This window comes from Streptomyces sp. NPDC051913 (genome assembly GCF_044593635.1).
Lineage (GTDB): Bacteria > Actinomycetota > Actinomycetes > Streptomycetales > Streptomycetaceae > Streptomyces.
In genome coordinates this window covers 84114-110912 of sequence record NZ_JBIUCI010000025.1, presented here as the reverse complement: position 1 = coordinate 110912, position 26799 = coordinate 84114, and the positions used below count along the sequence as shown (strand labels likewise).

At 71.0% G+C, this 26799-nt stretch carries 18 protein-coding genes; 9 read left to right on the top strand and 9 right to left on the bottom strand.

Features of this window, described 5'->3' with window-relative positions:
- Positions 1-21: 21 nt before the first annotated feature.
- The gene (locus tag ACIHIX_RS43505; RefSeq protein WP_399966145.1) at positions 22-2856 is read right to left on the bottom strand and encodes an AAA family ATPase; all 2835 of its coding nucleotides are present in this window, start codon (positions 2854-2856) and stop codon (positions 22-24) included.
- Between the two features lie 191 nt (positions 2857-3047).
- On the opposite strand from ACIHIX_RS43505, the gene ACIHIX_RS43500 reads away from it, so the two are divergent.
- From ACIHIX_RS43500 to ACIHIX_RS43475, 6 genes are all read left to right on the top strand, one after another.
- Positions 3048-5282: a tetratricopeptide repeat protein gene (locus tag ACIHIX_RS43500; protein ID WP_399966144.1), complete on the top strand. Its 2235-nt coding sequence runs from the start codon at positions 3048-3050 to the stop codon at positions 5280-5282.
- 299 nt (positions 5283-5581) lie between these two features.
- Positions 5582-8515, top strand: coding sequence for a helix-turn-helix transcriptional regulator (locus tag ACIHIX_RS43495; protein WP_399966143.1), 2934 nt, complete (start codon positions 5582-5584; stop codon positions 8513-8515).
- Positions 8516-8624: 109 nt separating this feature from the next.
- Positions 8625-8798 (top strand): hypothetical protein, encoded by a 174-nt coding sequence (locus ACIHIX_RS43490; RefSeq protein ID WP_399966142.1) that lies wholly within the window; start codon positions 8625-8627, stop codon positions 8796-8798.
- A 216-nt stretch (positions 8799-9014) separates the two neighbouring features.
- Positions 9015-12677 carry a S8 family peptidase gene (locus ACIHIX_RS43485; protein ID WP_399966140.1) on the top strand — a complete coding sequence of 1221 codons (3663 nt, stop codon included), beginning with the start codon at positions 9015-9017 and terminating at the stop codon, positions 12675-12677.
- Entirely contained in the window at positions 12677-13321 is a 645-nt protein-coding gene (locus ACIHIX_RS43480; protein WP_399966139.1) for a hypothetical protein, read from the top strand. The genes ACIHIX_RS43485 and ACIHIX_RS43480 overlap by 1 nt, the downstream gene beginning before the upstream one ends.
- Before the next feature lie 189 nt (positions 13322-13510).
- Complete coding sequence (locus tag ACIHIX_RS43475) at positions 13511-13891, top strand: peptidase inhibitor family I36 protein (protein WP_399966138.1); 381 nt, start codon at positions 13511-13513, stop codon at positions 13889-13891.
- 47 nt (positions 13892-13938) lie between these two features.
- On the opposite strand, the gene ACIHIX_RS43470 is transcribed toward ACIHIX_RS43475, so the two are convergent.
- Positions 13939-14310, bottom strand: a complete 372-nt coding sequence (locus ACIHIX_RS43470) for a DUF2255 family protein (RefSeq protein ID WP_399966137.1) — start codon at positions 14308-14310, stop codon at positions 13939-13941.
- On the bottom strand, positions 14307-15170 hold the full coding sequence (locus tag ACIHIX_RS43465; protein WP_399966136.1) for a helix-turn-helix domain-containing protein: 864 nt from the start codon (positions 15168-15170) through the stop codon (positions 14307-14309). The genes ACIHIX_RS43470 and ACIHIX_RS43465 overlap by 4 nt, the downstream gene beginning before the upstream one ends.
- A 177-nt stretch (positions 15171-15347) precedes the next feature.
- Here ACIHIX_RS43465 and ACIHIX_RS43460 point away from each other — a divergent pair, with 177 nt between their 5' ends.
- A complete protein-coding gene (locus tag ACIHIX_RS43460; protein WP_399966135.1) occupies positions 15348-16274 on the top strand; it encodes an alpha/beta hydrolase in 927 nt (308 codons plus the stop codon).
- A gap of 13 nt (positions 16275-16287) precedes the next feature.
- Here ACIHIX_RS43460 and ACIHIX_RS43455 read toward each other — a convergent pair whose 3' ends face one another.
- The 3 genes from ACIHIX_RS43455 to ACIHIX_RS43445 form a co-directional block, all read right to left on the bottom strand.
- Complete coding sequence (locus ACIHIX_RS43455; RefSeq protein WP_399966134.1) at positions 16288-17934, bottom strand: FAD-dependent monooxygenase; 1647 nt, start codon at positions 17932-17934, stop codon at positions 16288-16290.
- A gap of 120 nt (positions 17935-18054) precedes the next feature.
- A complete protein-coding gene (locus ACIHIX_RS43450; RefSeq protein WP_399966133.1) occupies positions 18055-18834 on the bottom strand; it encodes an alpha/beta fold hydrolase in 780 nt (259 codons plus the stop codon).
- A 409-nt stretch (positions 18835-19243) separates the two neighbouring features.
- On the bottom strand, positions 19244-20170 hold the full coding sequence (locus ACIHIX_RS43445; protein WP_399966132.1) for an SDR family NAD(P)-dependent oxidoreductase: 927 nt from the start codon (positions 20168-20170) through the stop codon (positions 19244-19246).
- A 498-nt stretch (positions 20171-20668) separates the two neighbouring features.
- Here ACIHIX_RS43445 and ACIHIX_RS43440 point away from each other — a divergent pair, with 498 nt between their 5' ends.
- Positions 20669-21532: an oxaloacetate decarboxylase gene (locus tag ACIHIX_RS43440; RefSeq protein WP_399966131.1), complete on the top strand. Its 864-nt coding sequence runs from the start codon at positions 20669-20671 to the stop codon at positions 21530-21532.
- Positions 21533-21789: 257 nt separating this feature from the next.
- Here ACIHIX_RS43440 and ACIHIX_RS43435 read toward each other — a convergent pair whose 3' ends face one another.
- From ACIHIX_RS43435 to ACIHIX_RS43425, 3 genes are all read right to left on the bottom strand, one after another.
- The gene (locus ACIHIX_RS43435) at positions 21790-22590 is read right to left on the bottom strand and encodes an SDR family NAD(P)-dependent oxidoreductase (protein WP_399966130.1); all 801 of its coding nucleotides are present in this window, start codon (positions 22588-22590) and stop codon (positions 21790-21792) included.
- A gap of 126 nt (positions 22591-22716) precedes the next feature.
- Positions 22717-23517: an SDR family NAD(P)-dependent oxidoreductase gene (locus ACIHIX_RS43430; RefSeq protein ID WP_399966129.1), complete on the bottom strand. Its 801-nt coding sequence runs from the start codon at positions 23515-23517 to the stop codon at positions 22717-22719.
- Positions 23518-23851: 334 nt separating this feature from the next.
- Entirely contained in the window at positions 23852-25162 is a 1311-nt protein-coding gene (locus ACIHIX_RS43425; protein WP_399966128.1) for an MFS transporter, read from the bottom strand.
- Between the two features lie 244 nt (positions 25163-25406).
- On the opposite strand from ACIHIX_RS43425, the gene ACIHIX_RS43420 reads away from it, so the two are divergent.
- Positions 25407-26594, top strand: a complete 1188-nt coding sequence (locus tag ACIHIX_RS43420; RefSeq protein ID WP_399966127.1) for a thiolase family protein — start codon at positions 25407-25409, stop codon at positions 26592-26594.
- Positions 26595-26799 lie beyond the last annotated feature (205 nt).

Sequence of the window (26799 nt, the reverse complement as noted above, 5' to 3'; positions counted from 1 at the left end):
CCCCTGCGGACCGCGCACCCGTCAGTCGTCGCGTGCCTCCCGCAGCACCGCGCCCAGTTGAGTACGCGCGGTCACCCCCAACCGGGGGAAGATGCGGTACAGGTACGCCCCGATGGTGCGCGGTGCCAGGCCCAGCTCCTCGCCGATGGCCCGGTTGGACAGGCCGCGCGCGGCGAGCCGGGCGACCCGCAGCTCCTGCGCGCTGAGCAAGTCATGGACGCTCGCCGATCCGGCCCCGCCCGGTGTGGCGGTCTCCGTCCGCGCCCCGCCCGCGCGCAGCTCCGCGGTGATGCGCGCCACCCGCGCCCGCGCGTCCGCCACGGTGAAGGCGGCCGCCGCCTGACGCAGGGCAACCCGGGAGTCGGTGACCTCGCGCCGCCGCCGCAGCAGCCGTCCGTGGGCCAGCCGCAACGACGCGGCGAGGAACGGCCGTCGGGACAGGTCCATGGCGGACGCACACCCGTAGCGGTCGTCGGTGTCCTGCTCACCGGAGAGCACCGCCCGCGCCACCGCCAGTTCGGCCGCAACCGGCGAGAAGTGATCCACCGCGTCCGCCGACGAGGAGCGATCCACCTCCGCTTCGGTGGCGAGCCGGCTCAGCAGCGCCCGTGCCTCACGGCCCGCTCCCACCGCGTCCGCCGCCTCCGCGAAGGGCACCAGGGCGTACCGGGCGACGGCGGCGCGGTCCGGGTCCGTCAGGAGCGTGAGAAGCCCGGCGTGACCACCGGCGAAGTCACCGCCCTCCACCCGCGCCCAGGCCGTGGCGACGGCCACGACGTCGTCGACGAACCGCACCGAGCGCCGGGCAGCCGCCAGTTCCATGGCGTCGGCGACAGGCACCGTGCCTGCCTGCAGCCCCCGCACCAGGCGTCCGAGCAGGATCGCGGCGGACGTGAGCGGGTCCCGGCCGCGGGACGGCGCCGCCCCGCCGCAGCGCGCGAACGACCGCCCGGCCTGGCCCCAGTCGCCCATGAGCAGGTGCGCCAGCCCCTGCCGGAGCCACAGCTGAGGCAGCCGCTCGTCCAGGCCGCGGGAACGGCACCGGTGCTCCGCCTGCCGGAAGAGATCCAGTGCCCGCAGCGCCGCCCCGGCCAGCAGGGCAGCCTCGCCCAGCCGCTCCAGGTCGCGTACGGGGGCCAGGTGCGGGTCCGGGGCGACGGACAACCGCGCAATGACGGCCCCCGCGCGACGCGTGCCGCCCACGGTCGCCATGGCGTGCACCAGCCGGGGATCTTCCGCGCGCCGGGGCATCCTGTCGAGGAAGGCGAGCAGCGCCTCGGACCGCTCCGCGTCGCCCACGATCCCGGGCGCCGTCAGCCAGGCCAGCTCCAGCGCGTGTTCCTCCTCGCGCGGGCTGTCCGGTACGGGCCACTCCGCCGGGTCCGCCCAGGAGCGGCGCTCGTCCCTGGTGCCATCCTGCTGCCCCGTCAGGGCCCGGGCGCACAGGGTGCCGAGCGGTCCGAGCGGGTGCCGCAGCGCCCGGTGCGCCAGCATCCGTGCCATGCGCCGCGACCCGAGGTCGTGGGCGAGCAGCGCGGCCAGCAGCGCACAGCGCCCCTGGTCCTCGGGCGCCGCGTACAGGTCCGCCGCGCGCCGCAGCATGCGGACGGCCATCACCGGTTCACCCCGCTCCAGCACGTCGCCGTACACCGCCTCCAGCGCGGCAGCCAGCCCCGCGTCCGCTCCCTCCGCCGCCTGGGCCGAGTGCCACGCGCGGCGTACCCGGTCCCGTTCCATCACCTCGGCCAGAGCCGCGTGTGCGGCGCGGCAGCGGGCCGGGCCGACGCCGTGCACCACAGCTCCGGCCGCGGCGGGATGGGTGAACCGCAACCCTGCCCCCTCGCACACCACCAGCCCTTCGCGCTCAGCCCGCTCCACCGCCTCAAATCCCGGTGCGATACTCCCGATCCGGGCCGCGGCCGACATCAAAAGCGGCAGCTCGCCGTGCGGGTGGAGGGCCGCCACCAGCAGCAGGTCGCGGGTGCCCGCCGGAAGCAGCGCGGCACCCGGGGCCAGCGCGGCAGCCAGCCGGTCGGAGGACGGGGGCAGGTCGGGCACCGACTCCCAGGTCCGCGCCGGGAGTTCGAGCAGCGCCAAGGGGTTTCCGGCCGCGGTCGCCAGCAGTTCCCGCTCGGCCAGTACATCGCAGCCCGGACGCCGAAGGGCCAGCAGTTCGGCGGAGTTCGCCAGGGACAGCGGGCCGAGCGGCAGCTCGGGCAGGCCGGTCAGCAGCGCCCGGCGTCCGGCATCGGGGCGCGCGGCTATCAGCACCGCCAGCGGCCGTCCTGCCGTCCGCCGCGCCACAAAGGCCAGCACGTCCGCGCTGGCGGCGTCGAGCGCGTCGAAGTCGTCCACGGCGAGCAGCAGCGGCCGGTCGGCCGCGGCCGACTCCAGCGCGCCGAGCACCAAGAAGGGCAGGGGAGTCCCGCCGGCACCGGGTGCGTTGTCGAGCAGCAGCGCCTCCAGGTCCCGCAGCGGACCCGGCCCGCAGGCCGGGGGAGGGCCGTCCAGAAGCGGCCACATCAGTTGCAGCAGCCCCGCGCGGGGGCCCGGACCGGCGCCCCGTACACCGGCGCAGCGCAGCACGCGCAGGCCCGCGCCGGCCGCGGCCTCGACACCGGCTTCCAACAGCTCCGACTTGCCGGCACCCGCTGTCCCGTACACCGTCCGCGCGGCCCCGCCGACGAGGCCCTGCCGCAGGAACGTCTCCAAGGCCCTTAGTTCGTCGTCGCGGCCGACGAGACGGTCCGCGGCCGACCGGCCGCGGACCGCGGCGACGGCGAGCGGTGCCCGACGTGACACAGGGTGCTGCGGTGCCGATTCCCTGAGCGAGACGGCCCCGGCGGCTGCGTTCATGGTGACCCCTGTTTCACTGCGTCGAACGGCCCCCACCGGGTGGGCGGGGGCGTTCTCCTGGCCTTCCGTCATCCCACCGGACAGGGGTCCGCTCGGCCAGGCAGTTGACATGCAGTTTGGCGCTGCCCGCGGTGCGCGGCACCAAAGCGCCTCGTGAGAGGCTTGCGCGGAGATCGAACAGGGGGTGGACGGTGGAGAGGAACGTGTTCGGTCCGCTGCTGCGTGAGGCACGACAGAGAGCACTGCTCACCCTGGAGAACCTGGCCGAGGCCTCGGGCGTCAGCGTCCGGGCCATCAGCGACATGGAACGCGGCAAGAGCCTGCCGCGGCAGACCACACTCAGTGAGCTGATGGACGCCCTCGACGTGGACGAGGAGCAGCGGCGGCGCCTGGTGGCAGCGGCCCGACCGGGCACCCGGCCGGTTCCCCGGCAACTGCCGCCCGATCTCGCGGTGTTCCGAGGCCGTGAAGGCGTGCTGGCCCAGCTGCGCGCTCTCGAGGACCGCGCGGCCGCCCGGGGCGGCCACGTGGTCATATCCTCCATCGGCGGAATGGCAGGTGTCGGCAAGACCGCCCTCGCCGTGCACTGGGCGCATCAGATGTCCGAGCGGTTCGCCGACGGCCAGCTCTACGTCAATCTGCGTGGCTTCGACGACTCCGGCAAACCGCTGGGCCCGGGCGACGCCCTCGGTGTCTTCCTGCGGGGGCTCGGAGTCCCCAGTACCGACATCCCGTCGGAGACCGAGCAGCGCGGCGCCCTGTTCCGCGAGCGGGCCGCGTCGCTCAGACTCGTCGTGGTGCTCGACAACGCCCGGGACGCCGAACAGGTCAGACCGCTGCTGCCCGGGGCCCCGGGGTGCCTGACCATCGTCACGTCACGCAACCAGCTCCTCGGCCTGGCCGCCGCCGACGGCGCCACACCGGTCAGCCTCGACGTGTGGACGCCCCAGGAGTCCCTCGCCGCGCTGGCCGCCAGGATCGGCGCCGAACGGTGTGCGGCGGAGCCCGAGGCCGCAGCGGAACTGGTCCGGCTGTGCGGTCACCTGCCGCTGGCGGTGGCGGTCGTCGGCGCCCAGCTCGGTGCCGAACCCCATCTCCCACTGCGGGTCGCCGTCGCCGAACTGCGGGAGGCCCGGCCCCGGCTGGACGCGCTGTCCGCCGACGACCGCAGTGTCGATGTCCGCGCCGTCTTCTCCCGGTCCTACCGCGCACTCGGCCCGGACACGGCCCGGTTCTTCCGGTATCTGTCCCTCCACCCCGGCTCGGCCGCTTCCGCTCACGCGGCGGCCTCCCTCGCCGGCCTCCCCATGACGCAGGCGCGCGGGCACCTTCGCGAACTGGTCACGGCCAGCCTGCTCTCCCGGGACGCCGAGGGCCGTTACGTCCTGCACGACCTGGTTCGCGCCTACGGCGCCGAACTCGCGGAACGGCATGACGACGACCGTCTCGGCGCCCTGGACCGCCTGCTCAGCTACCTGCACCACAACGCCAAGAGCGCCAACCTGTACGTGATGCAGCAGTTCCGCTCCGGCCTCCCCGACGACCCGGCGGCGGGAGCGGTCCACGTGACGATCGGCAACCGGGCGGACGCCTTCGACTGGTACCGCCAGGAGGAGCAGACCGCGGCCGCCGCCCTGCGTGCCGTGGACGACTCGCGGCTGCTGCGCCGCCGGATCCACGTCGCGCTGGAGTGGGTGTCCTACAACGAGGCCACGGGACGCTGGCCGGAGGAGATCGCCGCCACGCGCATCGCCCTCGACGCGGCCCTCGAACTCGACGACCCCGTCGCCGTCGAACGCAGCAGCCACAACCTGATCCGCGCCCTCATCGAGACCGGACGCGGCGACGAGACCGGCGGGCTGCTCGAGACACGTCTCCCCTACCTGTCCCGGCTCCCCGCGGAGCACCGCACCGGCGCCGAACGGCGCGCCGCCTGGGTGTGCAGCCAACTCGGGCGCCACGGCGAGGCCCTGACCCACGCGCGCACTGCCCTGACGATCGCCCGCACCCTCGGGCAGCCGGACGAACTGGCCCGGGCCCTTCTGGAGCTCTCCTTCAAGGTGTCGGACATGGGTGAACATCAGGAGGCGGTTGCGCTGTGCGAGGAGGCGCTGCCCGTCTCGCGGGTCACCGGGGAGCGCCGCTTCGAAGCGATGGCCTGGGGCACTCTCGGCGTCGCCCGGCTCGGCCTGGACGACCTCGACGCCGCGCTGGACGACCTCAAGAAGGCGCTGTGCCTCTTCGAGGAGACCCTCGACGTCTATAACCAGGCCGAGACACTCGACAACCTAGCCATCGTCCACCAGCGGCGCGGAGCCACAGAGGAGGCCCGGACCTGCTGGCTGGCGGCCGCCGAACTCTTCACCGGCCTGCGCATCGCCCGCGCCGCGGAGATGCGGGCCAAGGCGGAGGCCCTCGGGCCGTGAGCCGGGGAAGAGCCGGGCGGAGCGCTCTCCGCCGTGGCAGTACCGGCAGGTGATCCGGCCCGGGAAAACGGTGATCTCCCGGAGCAGACACCGCGACAGCACTCGCCAGGCATGTGTCTGCAGTGTGGCACTCGGCCGGATCCAGAAGTGTCACGTGATGTTGTCTGCCATGACACCAACCTCGCGACATGTGGTTTACAGTCTTGCAGCCGTCCTCGCAGGTGTCGCGTCCGAGCAAGTCACGGCGCCGCCCCGTGAGGGCGGTGGGTGTGAGGCTGTCGGCGAGGGAGGATGTGGCGGTGGTGGAAGAAGCCCTGCACAACGGCCGTCGGCTTCCGGCGCTGTCCGCGCCGCGCTTCGTCGGCCGGGACGGCGAGCTGGACACGCTGGGAGCAGCGTTCGGAGGTGCCCCCGCTGTCGTCCTGATCGAGGGTGAGGCGGGCATCGGCAAGACCCGGTTGCTGCGTGAGTTTCTCGCGTCCGAGGCACAACGGGGGCGGCACGCCCTCGTCGGTGCCTGCCTGGATCTGCGGGTGCCTTACACGCTCGGCGCGGTGGTCGACGCGGTGCGCGAGGGCAGTGATGACATCGCGCGGTTGAAGCTGAGCGGGCTCGCGGGGGCACTCAGGCCTCTGTTTCCGGAGTGGGCCGACACGCTGCCCGCGGCCCCGGAGCCGTTGGAGGACGCCACCGCCGCCCGGCACCGGCTGTTCAGGGCGTTCGTGGAGGTCCTGGACCGGCTCGATGTCGCGATCCTCGCGCTGGAGGACGTCCACTGGGCTGATGAGGCCACTCTTGAGTTCCTGCTCTTCCTGGTCTCGCGCCGTCCACAGCCCGTCGGGGTGGTGCTGACCTACCGGCGCGACGAAGTGCCCTCGTCGTCCCTGCTGTTGCGGCTGTCTTCGCGGCTGTCCCCGGATTCCCGTGTGGTGCGGCTGACGCCGCGGCCGCTGGATGCCGAGGAGACCGCGTCGTTCGTCTCCTCGATGCTGGCCGACGGGCACGTGTCCACCGAGTTCGCGGACTTCGTGCACGCACGCACCGAGGGTGTTCCCCTGGCGGTGGAGGAATCGGTGCGGCTGATGCACGACCGGGCGGATCTGATCCACCGGGACGGCGGCTGGGCGCGCCGCCGGCTGGACCGGATCGAGGTACCGCCGACCATCCGCGACGCCATGCTGGAACGCGTGCAGCGGCTCGGCCCTGACACCCGTACCGTGCTGTACGCGACGGCGGTGCTCTCCAGCCCGGCCGATCCTGCGACGCTGCTGGCGGTCACCGGTCTGCCGGAGGAGCGGTTCGCGGCGCAGTCGGTCGAAGCGCTCGGCAGTGGTCTGCTGCGCGAGGGCCGTTCGGGGCAGTGGTCGTTCCGGCATCCGCTGGCGCGTTACGCCGTGTACGACGCCATTCCGGCCGGGGACCGGCGTGCGCTGCATCTGCGGGCGGGCCGGGCGCTGGAGCGATGGCCGGTGCCCCCGGTGGCGCAGTTGGCGCGGCACTTCCGGCTGGCGGGCGAGGTCGAGGCCGCCTGCCGGTACACGGAAGAGGCGGCCGATCTGAGCACCCAGTCCGGGGACGTGGCCACCTCGGCGCTGCTGATCCACAGTCTGGTCGCCACCGTTGCACTGCCCGCCGAGGTACTGGTGCGTCTGGTGACGAAGATTCAGTTTCAGGCGCTGTCCGGTTCTGATCCCTACTCGGCGGTCGTCGAGGCGCTCCGTTCGGCCCTCGGTGAGCAGGTCCTCACGCCGGTGGCGCAGGCGTCGGTCCGTTTCCAGATCGGCCGGGTCCTGATGGGCGCGGGTGAGATCGAGGCGGGCCGCGACGAGATTCTCACCGCGATCCCCCATCTGCCGCCCGGGTCGGCGGAGTTGGCGCGCGGCCGCATCCTGCTGGCACTGCCGCTGGGGAACGCGCGGCCGGTCGCGGAGCATCTGCGGTGGCTTGAGCAGGCGCCGCCGCTTGCGGGGTCGATGGCTTCCCTGGATCGACTGCATCTGGCCGCGGATCGCGCTTTCGCGCTGCTCACGCTGGGTGAGGAGGCCGGGTGGGCCGCGGCGCGGGAGATCCCGGACGATGTCGTCGATCCGCGGGCGGCGTCCATCGTCACCGTGGCGCATTCGAACGTCGGCGAGGAGGCGACGCGGTGGGGACGGTACGCGGAGGCCAGGGCGCGGCTCGCGAAGGCCCAGGCCCTCGCCGAACGCCACCAGCTCCTGCACTACCTGGACAGCATCGCCTCCTCCCGAGCCCATCTCGACTGGTTCACCGGCGCCTGGTCGGGGCTGGCCGAGCAGACCGCGCGTCTGATCGACGACTACGGCGGGGTGCGGCTGAAGGATCGTTGCGAGGCTGCGCTGGTGGCGGGCCTCTTGCAGGCCGCCACCGGGGACCGGGCGGCGGCCGGGGAGCGGCTGCGGTTCGCCGGACGTGACGACCAGCAGCGTATCGAGGCCACTGCCGCACTGGCTCAACTGTGCCTGGACGACGGTGACATCGAGGAGGCGGTCAGGCTGACCGACCAGCTCGCCGAGGTCGCCGTCGGGGGTGGGTTGTGGTCGCGTGCCGTGGAGTTCGCTCCCGTGCGCACCGCCGCCCTGGTCGCCGCCGGGCGGTTCGGGCCCGCCTCGGACGTGGTGAACGCCCTGCAAGGGGCGCTGGGTGACCGGGACGCACCGGCTCCGCAGGCGTCCCTGGTTCTGTGCCGGGCGATCCTGGCGGAGGCCGACGGCCGGCCGGCGGAGGCCGGCGCGCTTTTCCGCCGTGCGGCAGCCGCGTGGGAGGCGCTGCCGCGTCCGTACGACGCCTTGCTCGCCCGGGAGCGTTCCGCTCGGTGTCTGGTCGCGGCGGGGCGGCAGGAGGAGGGACTGTCGGTGCTGTCGGAGGTCGCGCGGGCACTGTCGGAGCTCGGCGCCCGCAACGACGCCGCCCGGATCGGACGCTCCCTCGCCGGGCGGGGGCGCAACGTCCTCGCGGCGCCGCGCGGTCGGGGGCGTCCGGGGTACGGCAACGAGCTTTCGCCGCGCGAGCTGGAAGTGGCCCGGCTGCTGGTCGAAGGGATGACGAACCGACAGATCGCCGATGCGCTGACGGTGTCGGCACAGACCATCGCCAGCCAGGTGAAGTCGGCGATGCGGAAGCTGGACGTGTCCTCACGCACGGCACTCGCGGTCAGGGTCGTGGAGTCGGGCCTCGTCAGCGACCTGGATCAGCGGCCGTTGAACGACGAGTGAATTCCGGCCGCCCCACCGACGACGACGAAAAGCCGAGGCCCAAAGGGCGGGATTAAATCCCGCATCTGACCGATCGTGCCGCCCTCCGGTGCGATCGCACACTCGTGCCATGCCGTCCGCTCAACTCCCGACACCCGACCCGCAGGATGACCGGTACGCGTCGCACGCCCGCCCTCAGGACGCACCCGTGCCGGCCTCAGAGGCGCCCGCCCCGGAGGGTATCGCCGCCACCCGCGAGGGGACGGCCGACGCCGACGAGGACACCGAGTACGAACCGCTCTGACGCCCACACCTGTAGCGCGCGGTTACCAACCGCTTTCACACACACGTCCACCCTTACACGCACGTCCATGACGTGTGCCATCGCATGCCCCGGCCCGCCCGAAACGGGCGTACGGCGTCCTTGCTCGCCCTTACGGCCCTGTCCCTGACGCGCCGCAACGTCGCGGCCCTGACCTGTGTTCACGTTCCGCTCATTGCTCTCAAGGGAGATCCATCGATGAGGTCAAGCGCAAGAAGGGGCGTCGGCAGACGCTGGGGCGCGGTGACCGTCGGCCTGACCGCCTTCGGCATGCTCGTGCCGGCGACGACGGCCGACGCCACCGAGCCGACGCGGCAGACGTCGTCGTCCGGTGTCGCACCGGCGAACGCCCCGAAGGCGGCCGACGACGGGCTGGCGCGGGCCGTCGCCGCGGCCGGCGGGTCCGTGCCGGTCACACTGGTCACCGGCGACACCATACGTGTGGGTGTCGACGGCGACGGCGAGCCGGTCGTCCGCGCGACCGACAGCGCGCCCCGTGCCGGCGGCCTGCCGGTCCTGTTCCACACCGTCACCCGCCAGGGCAACGTGTACGTCGTACCCGACGACGCGCTCGTCCTGGTCAGCCAGGGGCTGCTCGACTGGTCGCTCTTCGACCTGCGGGAGTTGGTGACGCTCGCAGCGGCGGGCAAGTCCGACAGCGTGCCGGTGCTCGTCACCTACACGGGCAGCTCCGAGGCCGCCAAGAAACGGAAGGTCGACGGGGCGGCCGGAGGCCGGTCGCTTCCCAGCATCAACGGGCGCTCGCTGAAGATCGCCGATGACGGGCAGTGGTGGCAGGGGGTGCGGGGCAAGAGGGCCTCCACGGCGGCCACCGCCCGGTCGTCCGGATCCCTGGCCGGGGTCAAGAAGGTCTGGCTCAACGGCCTGTCCCACATCGACCTCGATCGGTCGGTGCCCCAGATCGGTGCGCCGACCGCCTGGGAACGCGGCTACGACGGCACCGGTGTGACCGTGGCGGTGCTGGACACCGGTATCGACGCCACCCACCCGGATGTGTCCGCGGCCGTCGTCGGCAAGGCCGACTTCACGGGTACGTCCGCGGAGGCGAAGGACGGCCACGGGCACGGCACACACGTGGCCTCCACGGTCCTGGGCAGCGGCGCCGCCTCGAAGGGGCTGCGCAAGGGTGTGGCCCCCGGCGCAAAACTGCTGGTGGGAAAGGTCTGCAACGACCAGGGCGAGTGTCCGGACGACGCGATCATCGCGGGCATGGACTGGGCCGCCCACTCGGGTGCCAAGGTCGTCAACCTGAGCCTGGGCGGTGACCCCACCGACGGCACCGACCCGACGAGCCAGGCGCTGAACGAGCTGAGCCGCACCACGGGGACGCTGTTCGTGGTCGCCGCCGGCAACCACAGCTTCGGCACCCAGAAGGTGACCTCCCCCGGGTCCGCCGACGACGCCCTGACCGTGGCCGCCGTCGACGAGAACGACGAGATGGCCCTGTTCTCCAACACCGGGCCACGGTTCGGGGACGGCGCCGCCAAGCCCGACATCTCGGGACCGGGCGTCGACATCGTCGCGGCCCGCGCCGCGGGCACGTCGATGGGTTCGCCGGTGGACCAGTACTACACCGCGTCCAGCGGTACGTCGATGGCCACACCCCATGTGGCCGGAGCCGCGGCCATCGTCGCCCAGCAGCACCCGGAGATGAACGCCCAGCAGATCAAGGCCCTGCTCATGGACACCGCCACCGACCTGGGGCACGACATGTACTCCCAGGGCACGGGTCTGGTGAACCTGGCGACCGCCACCAACCCGAAGGTGCTGCCGAAGGGCACCCTCAACTTCGGCCGCCAGACCTATCCGCAGTCGGCGCAGACCAAGAAGATCGTGTACACCAACCGCACCGATCAGGCGGTCACGTTGCACCTGTCGCTGGCGGCGTCCTTCGGCGACGGCAAGCCGGCCAAGGCGGGGCTGTTCACCCTCGGCACGGACCAGGTGGTCATCCCCTCGGGCGGGACCGCGGACGTACCGGTGACGGTCGACGGCAGTGTGCTCGGGGCCGACGACCCGCACGGGAGCTACACCGCGCTGCTGACCGCCCGTGACGACTCGGGCGGGATACACCTCGACTCCCGGATCCACGCCTTCCTGGAGGCCGAGAAGTTCCCGCTCACGCTGAAGGTCATCCCTCCTGACGGCGCCACCGACGTCCGTTACGGGACGGTCGGCTTCACGCCGGTCGACGACCAGGTGTACCTCCACTCGGGCCAGACCTACCTGCCCGGCGCGGACACCACGACCGAGCCGCTTTTCCGGGGCACCTACGCCGCGGACGTGGCTGTCAGCTGGCGCGACGCGGCCGGCGACGTCCAGCAGGCCACACCGATCGCGGCGCAGGTGAGCCTCACCAAGGCCACCACGGTCACCCTGGATTTGCGCAACGCCAAGCCGCTGACCGTGCAGTACCCGGAGCCCACCGAGACGTACAGCATGACGGACGGCGTCAACCGGGTCTCGCAGACCGGGGCGTGGTCCACCGCCACGTCGATCGCCTTCGACTACCGGGCCACCGAGGCGAACCGGTGGGTGCTGCCCACCGGCAAGGTGACCATGGGCACCCTCACCCACGACCTCTACCACTCGGGTACGACGCCCGTCGTCAGCCTGCGCGCCACCGGCGGCGGCGCCCCCTCCGGCCTGTCCGCCCGTTACGTGAGCCCGGACACCGTGCTGACCCAGACGCAGATGTGGTTGCGCGACGCCGGTTCCGGCGCCACCCAGGAGGCCTCGATCAAGGTTCCCCGGCTCCCGGTGAAGGGCGAACTACCGCTCGTCTACGCCGGTTCCGGGTCTGCCGCGGAACTCGCGGCCACCGACGTCCGGGGCAAGCTCGTCCTGCTGACGCCGACCGACATCTGTGAGGGCACCTGCGACTACACCAAGCTCCAGGGTGAACGGGTGAGCACAGCCGCTTCCGCGGGCGCCCTCGGCGTACTCGTCGCGGCTCCGGGCCTCACCTCGCTGGGCCGCTCCGCCGAGGCCGACCAGTGCTGGGACGGGCCGCAGAGCTGCCCGGCGATCCAGCCGTACGCCGCAGTGCCCGTCCTGAGCCTGCCCTACGCCCAGGCCCAGGCCCTGATCGGGCGGATCACGGCCCACGGCTCGAAGGTCCGCATCGGCCTCGGCGGCACCAGCGTGCCGCGCGTGTACGCCGCCGCCTTCCACGAGGTCGGACGGGCCGACGCGAGCACCCTCCGACTCGGGACGAAGGACCTCGACCGAGTCGACCTCTCCTTCCACTCGGCCCGACCCGGTGAGGTGCACCAGCTGAACTGGACTCAGATCGCCGACGGCGTCGCGGCCTCCTCACCGGTACAGCTGACGCGGCCCTCCACCCAGCGGACGATGACGGTCTTCGTCAACCGGAAGAAGAACGCCATCACCCGGTTCTCAGCCGGCTGGGCCGAGGTCGGGGCGGGCCACCTCTTCACGCACAACCGCACCGAGGTCAACGACCTGGTCCTGACCGGCAGGGACGAGATCCACTTCAATGCGGGGCCGTCCGTACCCGGAGCCGTACCCACGGTGCGGGCAGCGTCCGGCTTCTCCGTCCAGCAAGGGCCGTGTGCGGGCTGCCGACAGGGCGACAGCTTCTATCCCACCCTCTACCTGACGAGTGCCGGCGGCGGCCGCCAGGCCCTGATCGGCATCGTCAACGACGAGACGCTCACGCACGACTTCATCGATCTGCCCTCGTGCAGCACGACTCCCTCGCCCACCATCCCGAACCTCGACTCCGTCTGCGACTTCAGGCTCAAGGACGCCTCCGGCAAGGAGATCGAGCACCAGACCGTGCACCTGCCCGACCAGATCCTGGACCTGATCCTCTGATGGCACTCGACACCGACAAGGAGACCGACACGATGAACCACATCCGCGTGCCATCGGTGCGACGCCGCAGGGGTGTCCTCATTCTGCTCGCAGCGGCGGCCACCCTGCTGCTCTCCGGCTGCAAGGGCGGGGACCTCGTCTCGTACGAACTTCCGGCGCAGTCGGCCCGGTACACGTTCGAGACGGAGACCAACGGCGTCAAGACGGTGTGGCGGTACAGCTCCGCCAAGGCGACCAAGGACGACACCTCGACGACGAGCCCGTGCATCGGCGAACTGGTCGGCAGCAACCAGGCGGCCTGCCGCCCCGAGCCGCTGATCTTCCTGCGCTACGACTTCGGCCTGGCCCTGGACAACACGGTCAGGGCCGGAGAGGCCCACGAGGTCACGGTCGTCGGCTACTACCAGGAACGGCTTTCCGACCTCCCCAAGGTGACCTCCCTGAAGGCGGAGACCACGTTCGACGGGGGCAGCACCTGGCATCCGGCCGTCAGCAAGGCGACCGGCAAGAACACCTTCACCACGACCGTCAGGAATCCACAGCGGGCCCAGGCACCCAAGGGTGTCGGCCTGAGGATCAGCGCAACCGACAGTCAGGGGAACACCGTCACACAGACGATTCCCCAGGCATACACGCTGCGCTGACCGCAGCAGGCCCGCGCCCTCCGGCGGGACGGGGTGAGACCACATCTCGTCCCGCCCCGCCGCACTGCGTGTGCCGCCCAGCCGGCCGAAAGGCGCTCACCGCTACCAGGTGTGCCCGTGAACCCGCGCCTGAGGGGCCGCTTCTTCCCGCCTCCGACCGGAAGGACCTCCGTGTCTGTTCGTTCCCTCATGGCAGTGGCTTGTGGCGCTGCCGCGGCCCTGGCTCTGGGCGTCTCCCCCGCATCGGCCGCGCCGGCCGCGACCGCCGCAAGCTGTGACGGCGCCCTCGTGCTCTGGGACAACGTCAGCTACAACGGCACCCACATCTGCTTCAGTCCGTGGGAGTCGGAGAGCGACCTGGGCAAGATCGCGGCGCTTCCCAGCGGCAGCATGCAGGACAAGACCTCGTCCGTGCAGAACTTCACCGACTCGGCTTTCTGCCTGTACGTCGACAACAACTACTCGGGTGACCGGTTCACCATCGCCGCGCACACCTCGATCGTCGACATGCGGAACCCGAACCCGTACTGGAACGACAAGATCAGTTCCCTGCGTCCCGGCAGCTGCTGACGGCCCGCCATGTTGCGGGGTGCGTGCGGCCTGAAAGCGGACGGAGGTCAGGCAGCCGGAGCGGGCGCCGGGTCGATGCGGATCGTCGCGGCCCGGGCCTCGGGGCTCGCGACAAGGGCGTCGGCGATCATGCCGTACTTGCCGCGGAAGGCGGCGTCCAGCCCGGCGGGCAGGTCGAGGCCACTGGTCGTGAGCAGCACGTCACGGCTGACGGCGCCCACCCGGATCGTTCCGTGGCCGAGTTCGCGCGCGGCCCGGTACCAGCGGGAGCGGATGCCCCGGTAGGCGCGGACGTACAGCTCGCCGTCGACGACGACCATGCCGATCTCCACGCCGGGCCGCTCGGCGTCACCGGCGGTCAGGACGAGGGAGTAGGTCTCGCCGAAAAGGGACTGGTCCTCGGCCGTCCAGGTGCTCATCGCTTCAGGTCCTCGGTGTCGGCTGTCTCCGCGGTCCAGGAGGCGAGGATGCGCAGGGTGTCGTGGGAGGGGGTGCCGGGCTCGGCGGTCAGGACCATCAGGCGCTGCCCGGAGCCGTCGGGCGCGGCCCAGGTGTCGCAGTCCAGCGTGAGGTCGCCCACCAGGGGATGGCGGTAGTGCTTGGTGCCGTAGGCGGCGCTGCGCACGCGGTGTTCGGCCCACCAGGTGCGGAAGTCGGTGTCCCGGACGGACAGTTCGCCGACCAGGCGGGCCAGTTCCGGGTCGTCCGCGTCGGCCGCGGCCTCCAGGCGCAGTGCGGCCACCGCGTCGCGGGCGTCGTGCTCCCAGTCCAGGTGCAGCTGCCGGATCGCCGGGTCGGTGAACAGCAGGCGCAGATAGTTGCGCTGGGCTGCCGGTTTCGCGGCGAAGTCGGTGTACAGGGCCGTGGCGCCCTGGTTCCAGGCCAGGATGTCGAGGCGCTTGCCGAGGACGAGGGCAGGGGTGTGGGTGAGCTGGTCCAGCAGGCGGCGCATGGCAGGGCGCGGACGCTGGGGTGCCCGGCGGCGCGGCCGGTCGGCGGTGCGGCCCGCGAGTTCGTAGAGGTAGCGCTGCTGGTCGTCGTCGAGGCGCAGGGCGCGGGCGAGGGTGGCCAGGACGGGGGCGGAGGCGCGGACGCGGCCCTGTTCGAGGCGGGTGTAGTAGTCCACGCTGATCGCGGCGAGGGCGGCGACCTCCTCACGGCGCAGTCCCGTGACCCGGCGGGCGGAGTCCGTCGCCGGCAGGCCGCACTCCTGCGGGTCGAGCTGCGCCCGCCGCGCCCGCAGAAAGGCGCCGAGGTGGGAGGCGGGTGTCGGTTTCATGTCTTCCAGTGTCCTGCGGCCACCGCGGGCGCGGCACAGGTGTGAGGGGGCAGGTTCTTGCCCAGGCAGGAACCTGACTCTCCCGCGGACGGGACGGGTGGCGGATGGTGAATGTGTGCCCGGCGGAGACCGGGCGCTCCGGACCTAGTTCGTCACCACATCTCAGGAGTGTTTCCCATGGCCAGGACTCGTGTCAGTTTCGACAGCGCCGGTATCGAGATCGCCGCGCACCTCTACCTCCCCGACAGCGAGGCCGGGGTGTCGGTTCCGCGCCCCGCGCTGGTGGTCGGTCACCCCGGGACCGGTGTGAAGGAGCAGACGTCCGGCACCTACGCGCAGCTGATGGCCGAGCGCGGCTTTGTCACTCTCGCTTTCGATGCGGCCTATCAGGGCGAGTCGGGCGGTCTGCCGCGCGGGCTTGAGGACCCCGCCCAGCGCATCGAGGACTTCAAGGCCGCGGTGTCCTACCTGAGCACCCGCGAGGAGGTCGACGCCGAACAGATCGGCCTGCTGGGCATCTGTGCCTCCGGCGGTTACTCGCTGGCGGCAACCGGTGGGGATCACCGGGTGAAGGCGGTGGCGACGGTGTCCACCGCCGAGCCGGCCCGCCAGTTCCGCTTCGGCGCCGACGGCTCCCAGGACCCGGCCGTCTTCCAGGCCCTGCTGGACGCCGCCGCACAGGCCCGTACCCGTGCCGCCCGCGGCGAGGACCCCGGAGTGCTGACGATGTTCCCCGCCACCGCCGAGGAAGCCGGCGTCCTGGGCGGTGAACACGGCATCGAGGGCTGGGAGTACTACTGCGGCGCCCGCGGCTATCACGAGCGCTCCGCGAAGTTCCTCACCTGGGACAGCGTCGACAAGATGGCCTCCAGCGACGTCTTCCGTTCCGTTCCTCTCATCGGCCCCCGCCCGATCCTGCAGATCATCGGTGAGCGGGCGGTGACCGCCTGGATGGCGGTCGAGGCCCACCAGGCCGCCACCGGCCCCAAGGAACTCCACCGCATCTCCGGCGCCAGCCACGTCGACCTCTACGACAAGCGCGAGTACATCGACCCCGCCATCGACAAGCTCACCGACTACTTCACCACCCACCTGACCAAGTGACCGCCGACAGCCGTCACTTCGCCTGGAGAAACCGCTCCTTCGGCTCGGGCACGTAGCTGGTCGAGCCACCGTCGGGGAGGAATCGGCGGAGGTGGTCGAGGATGTCGGTCTCGTTCGGGGCGGTGGTGCGCAGAGCCACGTAGCCGTCCGGGCGGATGACGAACAGGGTGTCGCCGTCGATGCCGTAGTCCTGATGAGCACTGCCCTCGCGGTCGATGAAGACGGTCCCTGGGGCGGCGTCGGGCGCCGCCCTCGGGAGCAGGGTGGCAAAGGCGAGGTGGTCCGGGAAGCGTCGGGCCAGGGCGTCTGCGCACTTCGCGCTGCGTGAGCCGAAGGCCAGTACGGTGCTGTGCGGGCCGCGGAAGAGGTCGAAGAGCCGTACCGCCGTACCGTCCGCCCGATACACCACGGAGTCGGGTGCGCGGTCGCCCGCCTGCACGTGCGGGTGCTCACTCGCCTGCTGGTTGCGGGGAGAGCCGTTGAGCTCACTGCCGGGGTAGCACACCTTGAGTTGCAGCGTGTCCCTGTCGTGGGCCCCGCCGGGCACGACGCCCCGGACGCGTTGGGCGATGAGCTCGGAGGACAGGTTCAGCACGTCGGCCGCGACCGGCAGTCGCTCCTGTTCGTAGGTGTCCAGCAGCGCCTCGGGAGCGCCCCGCAGCACGTGCGCGAGCTTCCAGACGAGGTTGTAGGCGTCCTGGATGCCGGTGTTCATGCCCAGACCGCCGGCGGGCGCGTGGACGTGGGCCGCGTCGCCGGCCAGGAACGCCCGCCCGGCGCGGTAGCGGTTCACCATCCGCACGTTGAAGCGCCAGACGGACTGCCATGCGACTCGGCGAATGCGGAGGTCGCTGCGGCCGCTGCGCTCCTCCACCAGCGCCTGGATCTGCTCGACCTGGAGTTCTCCCGCGGTGTCGGGGCCCACACCGACCTGCAACTGGAAGGTGTCGGTCGCCGCCATCGGGCACAGGGCCAGCAGCCTTCCGTCGGCGCTGGGCCACCAATGCCAGAAGTCGCGGTCGAGGCCGCTCACCTCGACATCGGCGGTGAGCATCCTGACCGTCTCATCCGTCCGTCCCAGGAAACCGATGCCCAGCAGGGTCCGTACCGTGCTGGACGCCCCGTCACAGCCCACGACATGAGAGAACCAGCCGTGCTCGGAACCGCTCGCGGACTTCAGGAGGACCTGCACTCTGTCACTGTGCTGGGTGAGGTCGGCCAGTTCCGTCCCGTACTCCACCGTCACACCCAGATCCGCGAGCCGTTCACGCAAGATCTCTTCCACCCGCCATTGCGGGAGCAGCACGGTCCGGGGGTAGGGGGTCGAGGGCGTGGGTTCCGGCACGCCGGGTACCACGTCACTGGTTCCCAGCACCGCCCTGCCCTGGTACTTGCGGATGGCCAGTCGGGAACGGCTCGCCGCCAGTACCCGCCCGGCAACCCCCAGGTCGTCGAAGACCTCGACGCTGCGGGGCTGCAACCCTTTCCCGCGAGAGCCGGCGCGGGGGGTGGCCTCTCTGTCCACCAGGCGCACGTCGACACCCCGGCGCGCCAACTCGATCCCGGCCACCAGTCCGACGGGGCCGGCCCCCACGACCAGCACCGGCCCCCACGGGCCGGTCAGGCCCCTGGCTGCGTCACCGTTGTCGACTTCACTCATCGCACCGAACCGTCCCGTTGAAGAGGTATACGCGGAGCTGAACCTACTCCCGGACGATAAGAGAAAGGTGTGAGTTGCCTGCTGCACACATGTGCAGCAGGCAACGGGGACGCGTGGTCGTCAGGGCACGAGGTCCGCCAGCTCCCGGGGGTGCGAGAGATGCGGGAAGTGACTGGTGGACGGGACAACGCTGAAGACTGTGTCCGGCAGGTGGGAGTGAACCCATGCACGATAGGGCTCGGGCAGCTCGCTCGTGCTGACATGCCGGTAGAAGACGCCCTGTTCGCGCAGCGCAGCCAGGTCCCGTTCGCGCCCCGCGCGGATCTCGTCCGCGGACCTGACCAGCACGTCGTGCCAGTAGCCGAGGAACAGGTCCTGCCGGGGGGTGGTGACGGTGCGGACCAGTTCCTGCGCCTCCGACGGGAGGCTGTCGATCCCCATGCCTGCGGTCAGCCGCTCCCACAACCGCAGATAGTCCGGGCCGCGCAGTAGTTCTTCGTTCTGGCGCAGGAGTTCGCCGAACGGGCCGGGCAGCAGGGGCTGGTCGACGTTGACGACGCCACGCACGGGTTGTTCGGCAGCGTAGACGGTGGCCAGCAGGCCGCCGACCGAGTGCCCGACCACCACGGGTGAGGCGAGCCCCGCGGCGGTGACCGCCTGGTGCACGAGCGCGGCCACGGCGTCCGGGGTGTAGGAGGTGCTCTCGGGTGAGGCGCCGTGGCCGGGCAGGTCGAGAGCCAGCACTCGGCGGCCCGCGGGTAGCTGGGCGAGGAAGGGGGCCCAGTGCCGCCGGTCGAACGTCAGCCCGTGCAGAAGAAGCAGGGGCGGCCGTACGTCGTCCGGTGTGCCGTGCAGATCACCGGCCAGACCGCCGAACACGCGTGTTTCGATGTGTGTCATTCCTACCCCGAATCGCTGATGTGTCGAATGTCGTCGCGATCATTCGAGAACCTCTGCGGACGGCCGAAAGCGAATCCCGCAAACCATGTGTGCCGGTGGCGGCAGAGGTCGGCGCTGTCACCGGCGACTCGCGCGCACGCGGCTTGCCCGCCGGATGCTGCACGCCGATCGAAGTGCTGTGCCTGTCGGGCCATTTGGCAAGCGGCGCCGGCCCCTGCCCTTACCGCACGTGCTCCCCCGCCCGAAATCCGGCTCAGCCAGGTCCTCCAGAGAGAGCTGCACCCACCTGACGACAAGCATCGCCGCCTCCATGATCCGGGACCGGCGGCGGGCCGGGTGTGCGGCGTCCTTGGCAGGGCGGCGCACACCCAGGTGTCGGCCGGCCATCCCGCGGCGGCAAGCGGTCACCTCACAGGATGTGGGGGGCCTTGCTGCCGGCAGAGAGCACGGTTCGGGGCAGCAAATCGACGAGTTCGTCGTACGACCACGGACCGTTCTGCTCGTCCCGGAAGATCGTCCGCGTCTCGACGGGGTGGCTGTAGATTCCGATCTTGCCTCCGCCGGCCCGGAAGACACAGCCCGTCACCTCGGACGACGCGTCAGAAGCCAGGTAGAGGACGATCGGCGCGACCAGTTCCGCGTCGGCCCGTGCCTCCTTGGCCTTCGCCCGGCGCGCGCTCATGGCGCCGGAGGCCACCAGCGCGGCATCACGCTGCTGGGCATCCGCGGTCATCCTGGTCAGCGCGAACGGCGCGATGGCGTTGACCGTGATGCCGTCGCCGTTGAGTTCCCACGCCAGCTCATACGTCAGGCTCACGACGCCGCCCTTGGAGGCGGCGTACTCGGGGTTGCCGATCGGCGCCGCCCACTGGTTGGAGCAGGTGTTGACGATGCGTCCACCGCCGTACTGCCGCAGCACCGGGATCGCGCTGCGGCACATCGCGAAGGTGCCCTTCAAGTTGACGTCGACGGTCAGGTCGAAGTCCTCCTCCGTCACCTCTTCGATCTTGTGCTGCCGCACGATCCCGGCGTTGTTGACCAGAATGTCGAGTCGACCGAACTGCTCGACCGCGGTCGCGACCACACGGCCCGCGCCCGCCCAGTCCGCCACGGACTCGTAGCTGGCCACCGCTTCGCCCCCCTGGGCGCGGATGAACTCGACCACCTCGTCGGCCGGGGCCTCGGCGGCCCCGTGGCCGTCGGACCGTACGCCGATGTCGTTGACGACGACCTTCGCCCCGGCGGCTGCGAGCGCGATCGCCTCGCCCCGGCCGATGCCACGTCCGGCACCGGTCACGATCGCCACACGGCCGTCCAGCGGTCCTCGTTCTGTCATGACTTCCTCCTTGCACGAAATGATCGTTCGCGCGCTCTTCGAAGGCCTCAGCGCGCAGCGCCTGGGTTCAGCACGGCGCCTTACGCGCCGGTGTGCGTGAACCGGTGCCGCAGCAGGTGGCGAGCCGGGCTCCGCACTCCGTGAGAACTGATACGCCGTCAGCAGTCCGCTGCGGCATCGGAACCCGAAGCCGTCACGGAGTCCGGTCGGGGTGTGAGGGAGGAGCAACCCGGCGGTTGAGCGACTCAGCCGCTGGAACTCGCCGTCAGCGCACCCCCCTGTAGGTGTGCGTCGTTCGCCTCATCGGTCAGACACCCCGGTCTACGTGTCGCTTCCGCGGGGGACCTCGATGAGTCGAGTCACTTTCCACACGGTCAGTGTAGTCAAGCGAACGCGACAAGTCTACAGTTGCATACATGACGGGCCGGAAGTGCCTGTGGATGACAGCCCACCCACCGGCGCGCCGCACTGCACGCACGAAAAGGATGTGAGTGAGAGATGGACAGCCTGGCACGCGCGGCGTTCCGGAGGCGCGTGGAGAACGAGGGTCCCCTGATGATCCCGCACTGCCCGGACGCGCTGACCGCCCGTCTGTGTGAGGAACTGGGCTTCGACGGTGGATACCTCGGGGGCGGTGGTGTCGGTCTGTCACTCGCTGTCTCCGAGGCGCTGCTGACGACGACGGAACTCGCCCAGACGGCGGCTGCCATCCGCCGGCGTTCGACGCTCCCCCTGGTGGTCGACGGCGGAGTCGGTTTCGGTGACGCCGTGCACGTGACCCGCATGGTGTGGGATCTGGAGTCCGCCGGTGTCCATGCCATCGAGCTGGAGGACCAGGTGGCGCCCAAACGGGCCAGCCATCACCGCCATGTGGAGCACCTGGTGCCGGTCGAGGTGATGCTGGGGAAGATCAAGGCCGCGGTGGCCGCTCGACGGGACCCGGACCTGCTGCTCATCGCCCGCACCGGTGCGGTGCAGAACGAGAGCTTCGACGCGGCCGTCGAGCGCTGCGAGGCGTACTTCGCCGCGGGCGCCGACGCCGTCATGCTGCTCCCGGCCGACGCCGAGCAGCGGGCCGCCGCGCCGCGGCGCCTGTCCGGCCCCGTGGCCCTGCTGACGTCTTTCGACCTGCACACACCACAGCAGTGGGCGGAATTCGGGTACTCCATGGTCATCGACCCGGTGACCGGGCAGACGGCCGCTTTCAGCGCGTTGCGGGACGCCTACCGGCAACAGCGCTCCGGGGGGCCGAGCGGTCGTCCCGCGGCCGAATCCTTCGCTCTCTTCGAGCAGATGCAGGATCTCGCCGGGTTCGAGGACCTGTACGACATCGAGCGGGCCACGACAGAGCCGGGCACCTGAGGTGCCCGGCGGGTGAGCGGCCGGAGGTGGTCCTGGCGACCGTGCGGGTTTCGGCGCCGGGGCCACCTGATGACGATGCCGCCCCCACCAGCGGGTCGCCCATGGGGCAAGGACCGATGCGCATGCCCGTCGCGGGCCGATGCGCCGGCGAGGCCCACAAACGGCGAGCGTGGCAAGGGTGCGCACGGAGCACCGGTGCGAGTGCCGTGGTTGCCCTTGGCGTTCGCACCGGTGTCGGTTGTGCGGGGGTGTGCGGTTCAGAAGGCGGAGCGGATGAGACCGCCGTCCACACGGATCGTGGCTCCGCTGATGTACTGCGCGTACTCGCTGCACAGGTAGGCGACGGCGCCGGCGATCTCGTCGGGGTTGCCGAAGCGCTCCTGGTCATTGGGGATCAGGGCGTTGACCGCGTTGGACTGTATCTCGTCCCAGGTGTTGCCCCAGCCGCGGGCCGGACCGATCTCCGTGACGAGTTCCTTGGTGGCCTCCACGAGGATGGCCCCCGGGGAGACGACGTTGGAGGTGACCCCGGTGCCCTTGAGGTCGCGGGCGAGGGACACGGTCAGGTTGTGGCGGGCTGCGAGGGTGGCGTTGTACTGCGGGTGGGTGTTCATCGGCTGGGAGGCGAGTCCGCCGCCGATGGTGATGACACGGCCCCAGCCGCGTTCGCGCATCGCCGGCACGAGGTGCTGGATCATGCGGACGCCGGAAACGACGTTGACGTTGTAGGTGTCGCGCCACTCGTCGGGCGTCGCCTCGGCCCAGGACAGGTGCCGGTAGAAGCCGGCGTTGTTGACGAGGATGTCGATGGGGCCGTCGGCAGCGGCCGCGCGGGCGACCTCCGCGGCAGCCGCGTCGTCCGCCAGGTCACCGAGGACCGTGGTAGCGGTACCACCGGCGTCACGGATGTCCTGGGCGACCTTCTCGGTGCGGTCCTTGTCACGGCCGTGAACCACGACCGCCGCACCCTCGGCCGCCAGCAGCTTCGCGGTGGCCTCACCGAGTCCGGCGCTCGAACCGGTGACGAGCGCGCGCCGTCCGTTCAGATTCAGGTCCATGGTTCTGTTCTCTCTCTCGGGCTTCACCGTGTCGGGGTGACCGGGAAGCATCTGAGGTCAAGTATACGTCTGTAGACTTTCAATGTCTACAGCTGAAGACTTCACTGCCCGGCCACGCCCGCCGCCTCAGTTCACGTAGCGGATGGTTCCACCGTCCACGCGCAGCGTGGCGCCGCTGACGTACCCGGCGAGAGGGCTCGCCAGGAAGACCACGGCGGCGGCGATTTCCTCCGGCCGCCCGAAGCGGTTGGCGTCGTTGGGCACCCAGCTCTCCGCCGCCGCGCGCTCGATCTCCTCCCAGGTGTCGCCCCAGCCATGGGCGGGGGCGATCCGCCACAGCAGGTCCCGGACCGAATCGGTGAGAATCGCACCGGGCGCCACCGTGTTGGAGGTGATGCCACTGCCCTTCAGCTCGCGCGCCAGGGACACGGTGAGGTTGTGGCGAGCCGCGAGGGAGGCGTTGTAGTGCGGTTGCGCCGCCATGGGCTGGGCCGCCAGGCCGCCACCGATCTGGATGACCCGGCCCCAGCCGGTCTCACGCATGTGCGGAACGAGGCTCTGGATCATCCGGACGCCCGAGAGCACGTTGGTCTGGTACGTCTGCGCCCAGATCTCAGGAGTGGCATCCGTCCAGCCGACCTGGTCGTACGCGCCGGCGTTGTTCACGAGGATGTCGATCGTGCCGCCGTGCAGCGCCGCCTCGGCCACAGCCGCGGCGCCCTCGGGCGTGCTCAGGTCGCCGATCGCCGCTTCGGCCTGACCGCCGTTGGACCGGATACGGTCGACCGTCGCCTTGGTGCGCTCCTCGTCGCGGCCGTGCACGACGACGGTGACCGCCTCACGAGCGAGTGCTTCGGCGATCGCCTGACCGAGTCCGGCGCTCGAACCGGTCACCAGGGCCCGCTTTCCGGTCAGTTGCATATCCATACGTATGTCCTTGTTGTTCGGTCACGTGATGCAAAGTGTGCACCCTGGCAGGCCGTGAGGCCGGTCGTGATGAGTGTGTCGGCGCCAGGCGCTCACACGTGCGGCGTGCATCGCGGCAGTCACGAGGACTTGGGGGCGAGGAGCGCAGAGCGCGGCTGTCGGCCGGCCATTCGGCCGCCAGCGCAAGGCCGCCAGTCAAAACGGAGGCGCATCTCCAGATTAGCGGAGGCAACCTTCCGCATCAAGTCACGCAGAGACATGCGACGGACATCTACGGCGATGATGCGAGAAGCACGCCGTGCCACGCGTCTCATGAGTGGCGCTGTGAGCGCCTTCAGGACGCCTTGAGGTTGCGTGCTCCCGACGGGGTGATGGCAAGGAGGACGGCACCCAGGCCGAGCAGGGCGTAGGTGATGGTGTGCAGGCCGCTGTCGGTGGCCCGGTCGCCGAAGGACAGGCTGATCAGGCTGGACGACAGTACGGCGCCGAGGTAGGTGAAGGTGCGCATGAGGCCGGCGGCGACTCCCACGGCCTCGGCGGGTGCCTGCTGGTACAGGGCGGCCTGGTTCCCGATCACTCCCAGGCCCGAGACGATCCCGAACACCATGGTGATCAGCACCAGGGCCCAGACGGGCGTGGTCGAGGTGAACAGGAGCAGACAGGCCGGGCCGACGACCGCCGCGGCGGCCGTGCAGTACAGGGCCGGGCGGACCAGGTTGCGGCGGGCGAAGGGCAGGGAGATGAGCGCGGCGAACACGGACATCGGCAGGATCAGCAGCCCCACACCGATCGCGGACAGGCCCCGGGTCTCCTGGAGCCACTGGGTCAGGCCGTACAGGATGCAGTAGTTGAGCAGGAAGGTGAGGCAGACGCGCAGATAGGTGGCGCTCAGTGCCTTGTTCGCGGCGAGCATGCGCACGTCGACGAACGGATCGTCCGCCTTGCGCTCGAACAGGATCAGGGCGGTGAGCAGGAGCAGCGTGAGCGCGCCCAGCGGCCAGCGCGGGTGGTGCAGGTCGTCGAGGAAGAACAGCAGCGACGCGATGGTACCGGAGAACAGCACCATGCCCGGCAGGTCCAGGGGAGCCGGGGGTGCGCTGCCCTCGGCGCGGGGAGGGTCGCGCGGCACCCAGGCGAGCGTCATCACCACGCCCAGCAGGACCAGGGGTACGTTGACGAAGAAGGTGACCCGCCATCCGGCGGCCGCCGCCAGCAGGCCGCCCAGCGGCAGCCCGAGCGCCGAGGTGACCTGGGCCGCGATCGCCAGCGCGCCCAGCGTGCCGCCGGGTTTTGCCGACGGGTGCTCGGCGGCCCACCGACGCACGATCACCATCGCCGTGGGATAGCCGGCCGAGGTGCCGATCCCGAGGATGACGCGGGCGGCCACCAGCGTCGGCAGGTTCGGCGCCACGGTTCCCAGCGCTCCGCCGATCCCGACCAGACTCAGGCCCGCCACGAACACGCGGCGCGGGCCGAGGCGTTCGGCAAGCCGCCCCATCGTGGGCTGCCCGATCGCACTGGCCAGATACAGGGCCGACACCAGCCAGATCGTCGACGCCGCCCCGGCATGGAAGGTGTTCCCGATGGCGATGAGCGACGTCGCGATGATCGAGCTGTTGATCGGGTTCAGGGACGAACCGAGCATGAGGGGAAGGGCGAACCGCCAGCCAGGGCCTGTGGCCCCGTGGCCCTCGGGTGGCCGCCCTCCTGTCTCCGCGGCCGCATGGCGGGCCGTCGTTTTATGTATCTTCATAGCGCAATAGTACAGGTAGCCTGAACAGTTTACCTTCACATGTATGAACACGAGGAGCTCGGACCTGGACAGCGGGATTTATTCAGGGTAATCATAGGAGCAATACACCGCAGCCGCGTTCCGGGAGGGCTTGAAAGTGACTGTCGAACCGATCGTCGTCCTCGACGGAGCCCGAACGCCGGTAGGCAATTTCGGTGGCTCCTTGAAGGATGTCCCGGCGCATGAACTCGGTGCGTCGGCGGTGAGCGAAGCTCTGCGACGGGCCGGTGTACAGGGGGCAGACGTCGACGAGGTCGTCATGGGCTGCATCGGTCAGGTGGGCCCGGACGCCTACAACGCCCGCCGGGTGGCGCTCGGTGCCGGACTGCCCGTGAGCACCCCTGCCTACACGGTCAACCGGCTGTGCGGCAGCGGACTGCAAGCAGTCTGGGCGGCGGCCCTGCAACTACGGGGAGGAAGCGCGGACGTCGCCGTGGCCGGTGGCGACGAGAGCATGTCCCGGATGCCCTTCCTCGATTTCGGCGCCCGGGCCGGCTACCGGTTGGGCGATCGCACGCTGGTGGACGGAACGGTGGGCATCCTCACCGACCCGTTCCAGGGAGTGCACATGGGCCGTACCGCCGAAACCGTGGCCCGCAAGTACGGCGTCAGCCGCGCCGAGCAGGACGCGTTCGCGCTGGAGAGCCAGCGGCGGGCCGCGACGGAGGCCTCCCTCTCCGCGTTCCGGGAAGAGATCGTGCCCGTCGAGGTGGCCGGCCGCCGTGGTCCCACGGTGGTGTCCGCGGACGAGCACCCACGGCCCCGGACCACACTTGAGGCGCTGGCTGGTCTGCGTCCGGCCTTCGAGGCCGAGGGAACGGTGACAGCCGGCAACTCCTCCGGCATCAACGACGGCGCGGCGGCCGTCGTACTCGCGCGTGCGTCGGTGGTACGGGACAAGGATCTGCCAGGGCTGGCGACCCTGGAGGCGGTGGCGACCGCGGCGATGGAGACTGAGCTGATGGGGTACGCCCCGGTCCTGGCACTGCGCAAGCTGTTCCGGCAGACCGGCCTGACTCCGCGCGACATCGGCATCGTCGAGCTGAACGAGGCGTTCGCCTCGCAGGCCGTCGCGGTGATCCGCGACGCGGCCCTCGACCCGGAGCGCACCAACCCCTACGGCGGAGCCATCGCCCTGGGGCATCCGGTGGGCGCCACCGGAGCCATCCTGACGCTGCGGGTCGTGAAGGACCTGGTACGGCGTGATCTCGAATTCGGCGTCGTGACCATGTGCATCGGAGGTGGGCAGGCGCTTGCCGCCCTCTTCCGCCGGTGGAAGGGCTGAGCCCAAGCCGTCGGCGGCGCCCCGGCCGACCCGGTCACCGGGAGGCCGGTTCAGGAGTGCTGATCAGGGTCGGGGCCCGCACCACCCGGTGCGGGACGTCGACCGAGTTGTCGTGGATCCACCCCGGGCGGGCCGGTGCCTGAGGCCGCCGCGCCCGGCGTGGATCCGAGAATCACCGCCCGCCCCTCGGCGGGTGATGCCTGGG

What these genes read in the sequence shown, in the direction of transcription:
- ACIHIX_RS43445 (WP_399966132.1), bottom strand. Translation starts at nt 20,170, where the DNA reads ATGACAGAACGAGGACCGCTGGACGGCCGTGTGGCGATCGTGACCGGT.
- ACIHIX_RS43455 (WP_399966134.1), bottom strand. Translation starts at nt 17,934, where the DNA reads ATGAGTGAAGTCGACAACGGTGACGCAGCCAGGGGCCTGACCGGCCCG.
- ACIHIX_RS43480 (WP_399966139.1), top strand. Translation starts at nt 12,677, where the DNA reads ATGGCACTCGACACCGACAAGGAGACCGACACGATGAACCACATCCGC.
- ACIHIX_RS43475 (WP_399966138.1), top strand. Translation starts at nt 13,511, where the DNA reads ATGGCAGTGGCTTGTGGCGCTGCCGCGGCCCTGGCTCTGGGCGTCTCC.
- ACIHIX_RS43435 (WP_399966130.1), bottom strand. Translation starts at nt 22,590, where the DNA reads ATGGACCTGAATCTGAACGGACGGCGCGCGCTCGTCACCGGTTCGAGC.
- ACIHIX_RS43505 (WP_399966145.1), bottom strand. Translation starts at nt 2,856, where the DNA reads ATGAACGCAGCCGCCGGGGCCGTCTCGCTCAGGGAATCGGCACCGCAG.
- ACIHIX_RS43425 (WP_399966128.1), bottom strand. Translation starts at nt 25,162, where the DNA reads ATGCTCGGTTCGTCCCTGAACCCGATCAACAGCTCGATCATCGCGACG.
- ACIHIX_RS43470 (WP_399966137.1), bottom strand. Translation starts at nt 14,310, where the DNA reads ATGAGCACCTGGACGGCCGAGGACCAGTCCCTTTTCGGCGAGACCTAC.
- ACIHIX_RS43465 (WP_399966136.1), bottom strand. Translation starts at nt 15,170, where the DNA reads ATGAAACCGACACCCGCCTCCCACCTCGGCGCCTTTCTGCGGGCGCGG.
- ACIHIX_RS43460 (WP_399966135.1), top strand. Translation starts at nt 15,348, where the DNA reads ATGGCCAGGACTCGTGTCAGTTTCGACAGCGCCGGTATCGAGATCGCC.
- ACIHIX_RS43485 (WP_399966140.1), top strand. Translation starts at nt 9,015, where the DNA reads ATGAGGTCAAGCGCAAGAAGGGGCGTCGGCAGACGCTGGGGCGCGGTG.
- ACIHIX_RS43440 (WP_399966131.1), top strand. Translation starts at nt 20,669, where the DNA reads ATGGACAGCCTGGCACGCGCGGCGTTCCGGAGGCGCGTGGAGAACGAG.
- ACIHIX_RS43430 (WP_399966129.1), bottom strand. Translation starts at nt 23,517, where the DNA reads ATGGATATGCAACTGACCGGAAAGCGGGCCCTGGTGACCGGTTCGAGC.
- ACIHIX_RS43490 (WP_399966142.1), top strand. Translation starts at nt 8,625, where the DNA reads ATGCCGTCCGCTCAACTCCCGACACCCGACCCGCAGGATGACCGGTAC.
- ACIHIX_RS43450 (WP_399966133.1), bottom strand. Translation starts at nt 18,834, where the DNA reads ATGACACACATCGAAACACGCGTGTTCGGCGGTCTGGCCGGTGATCTG.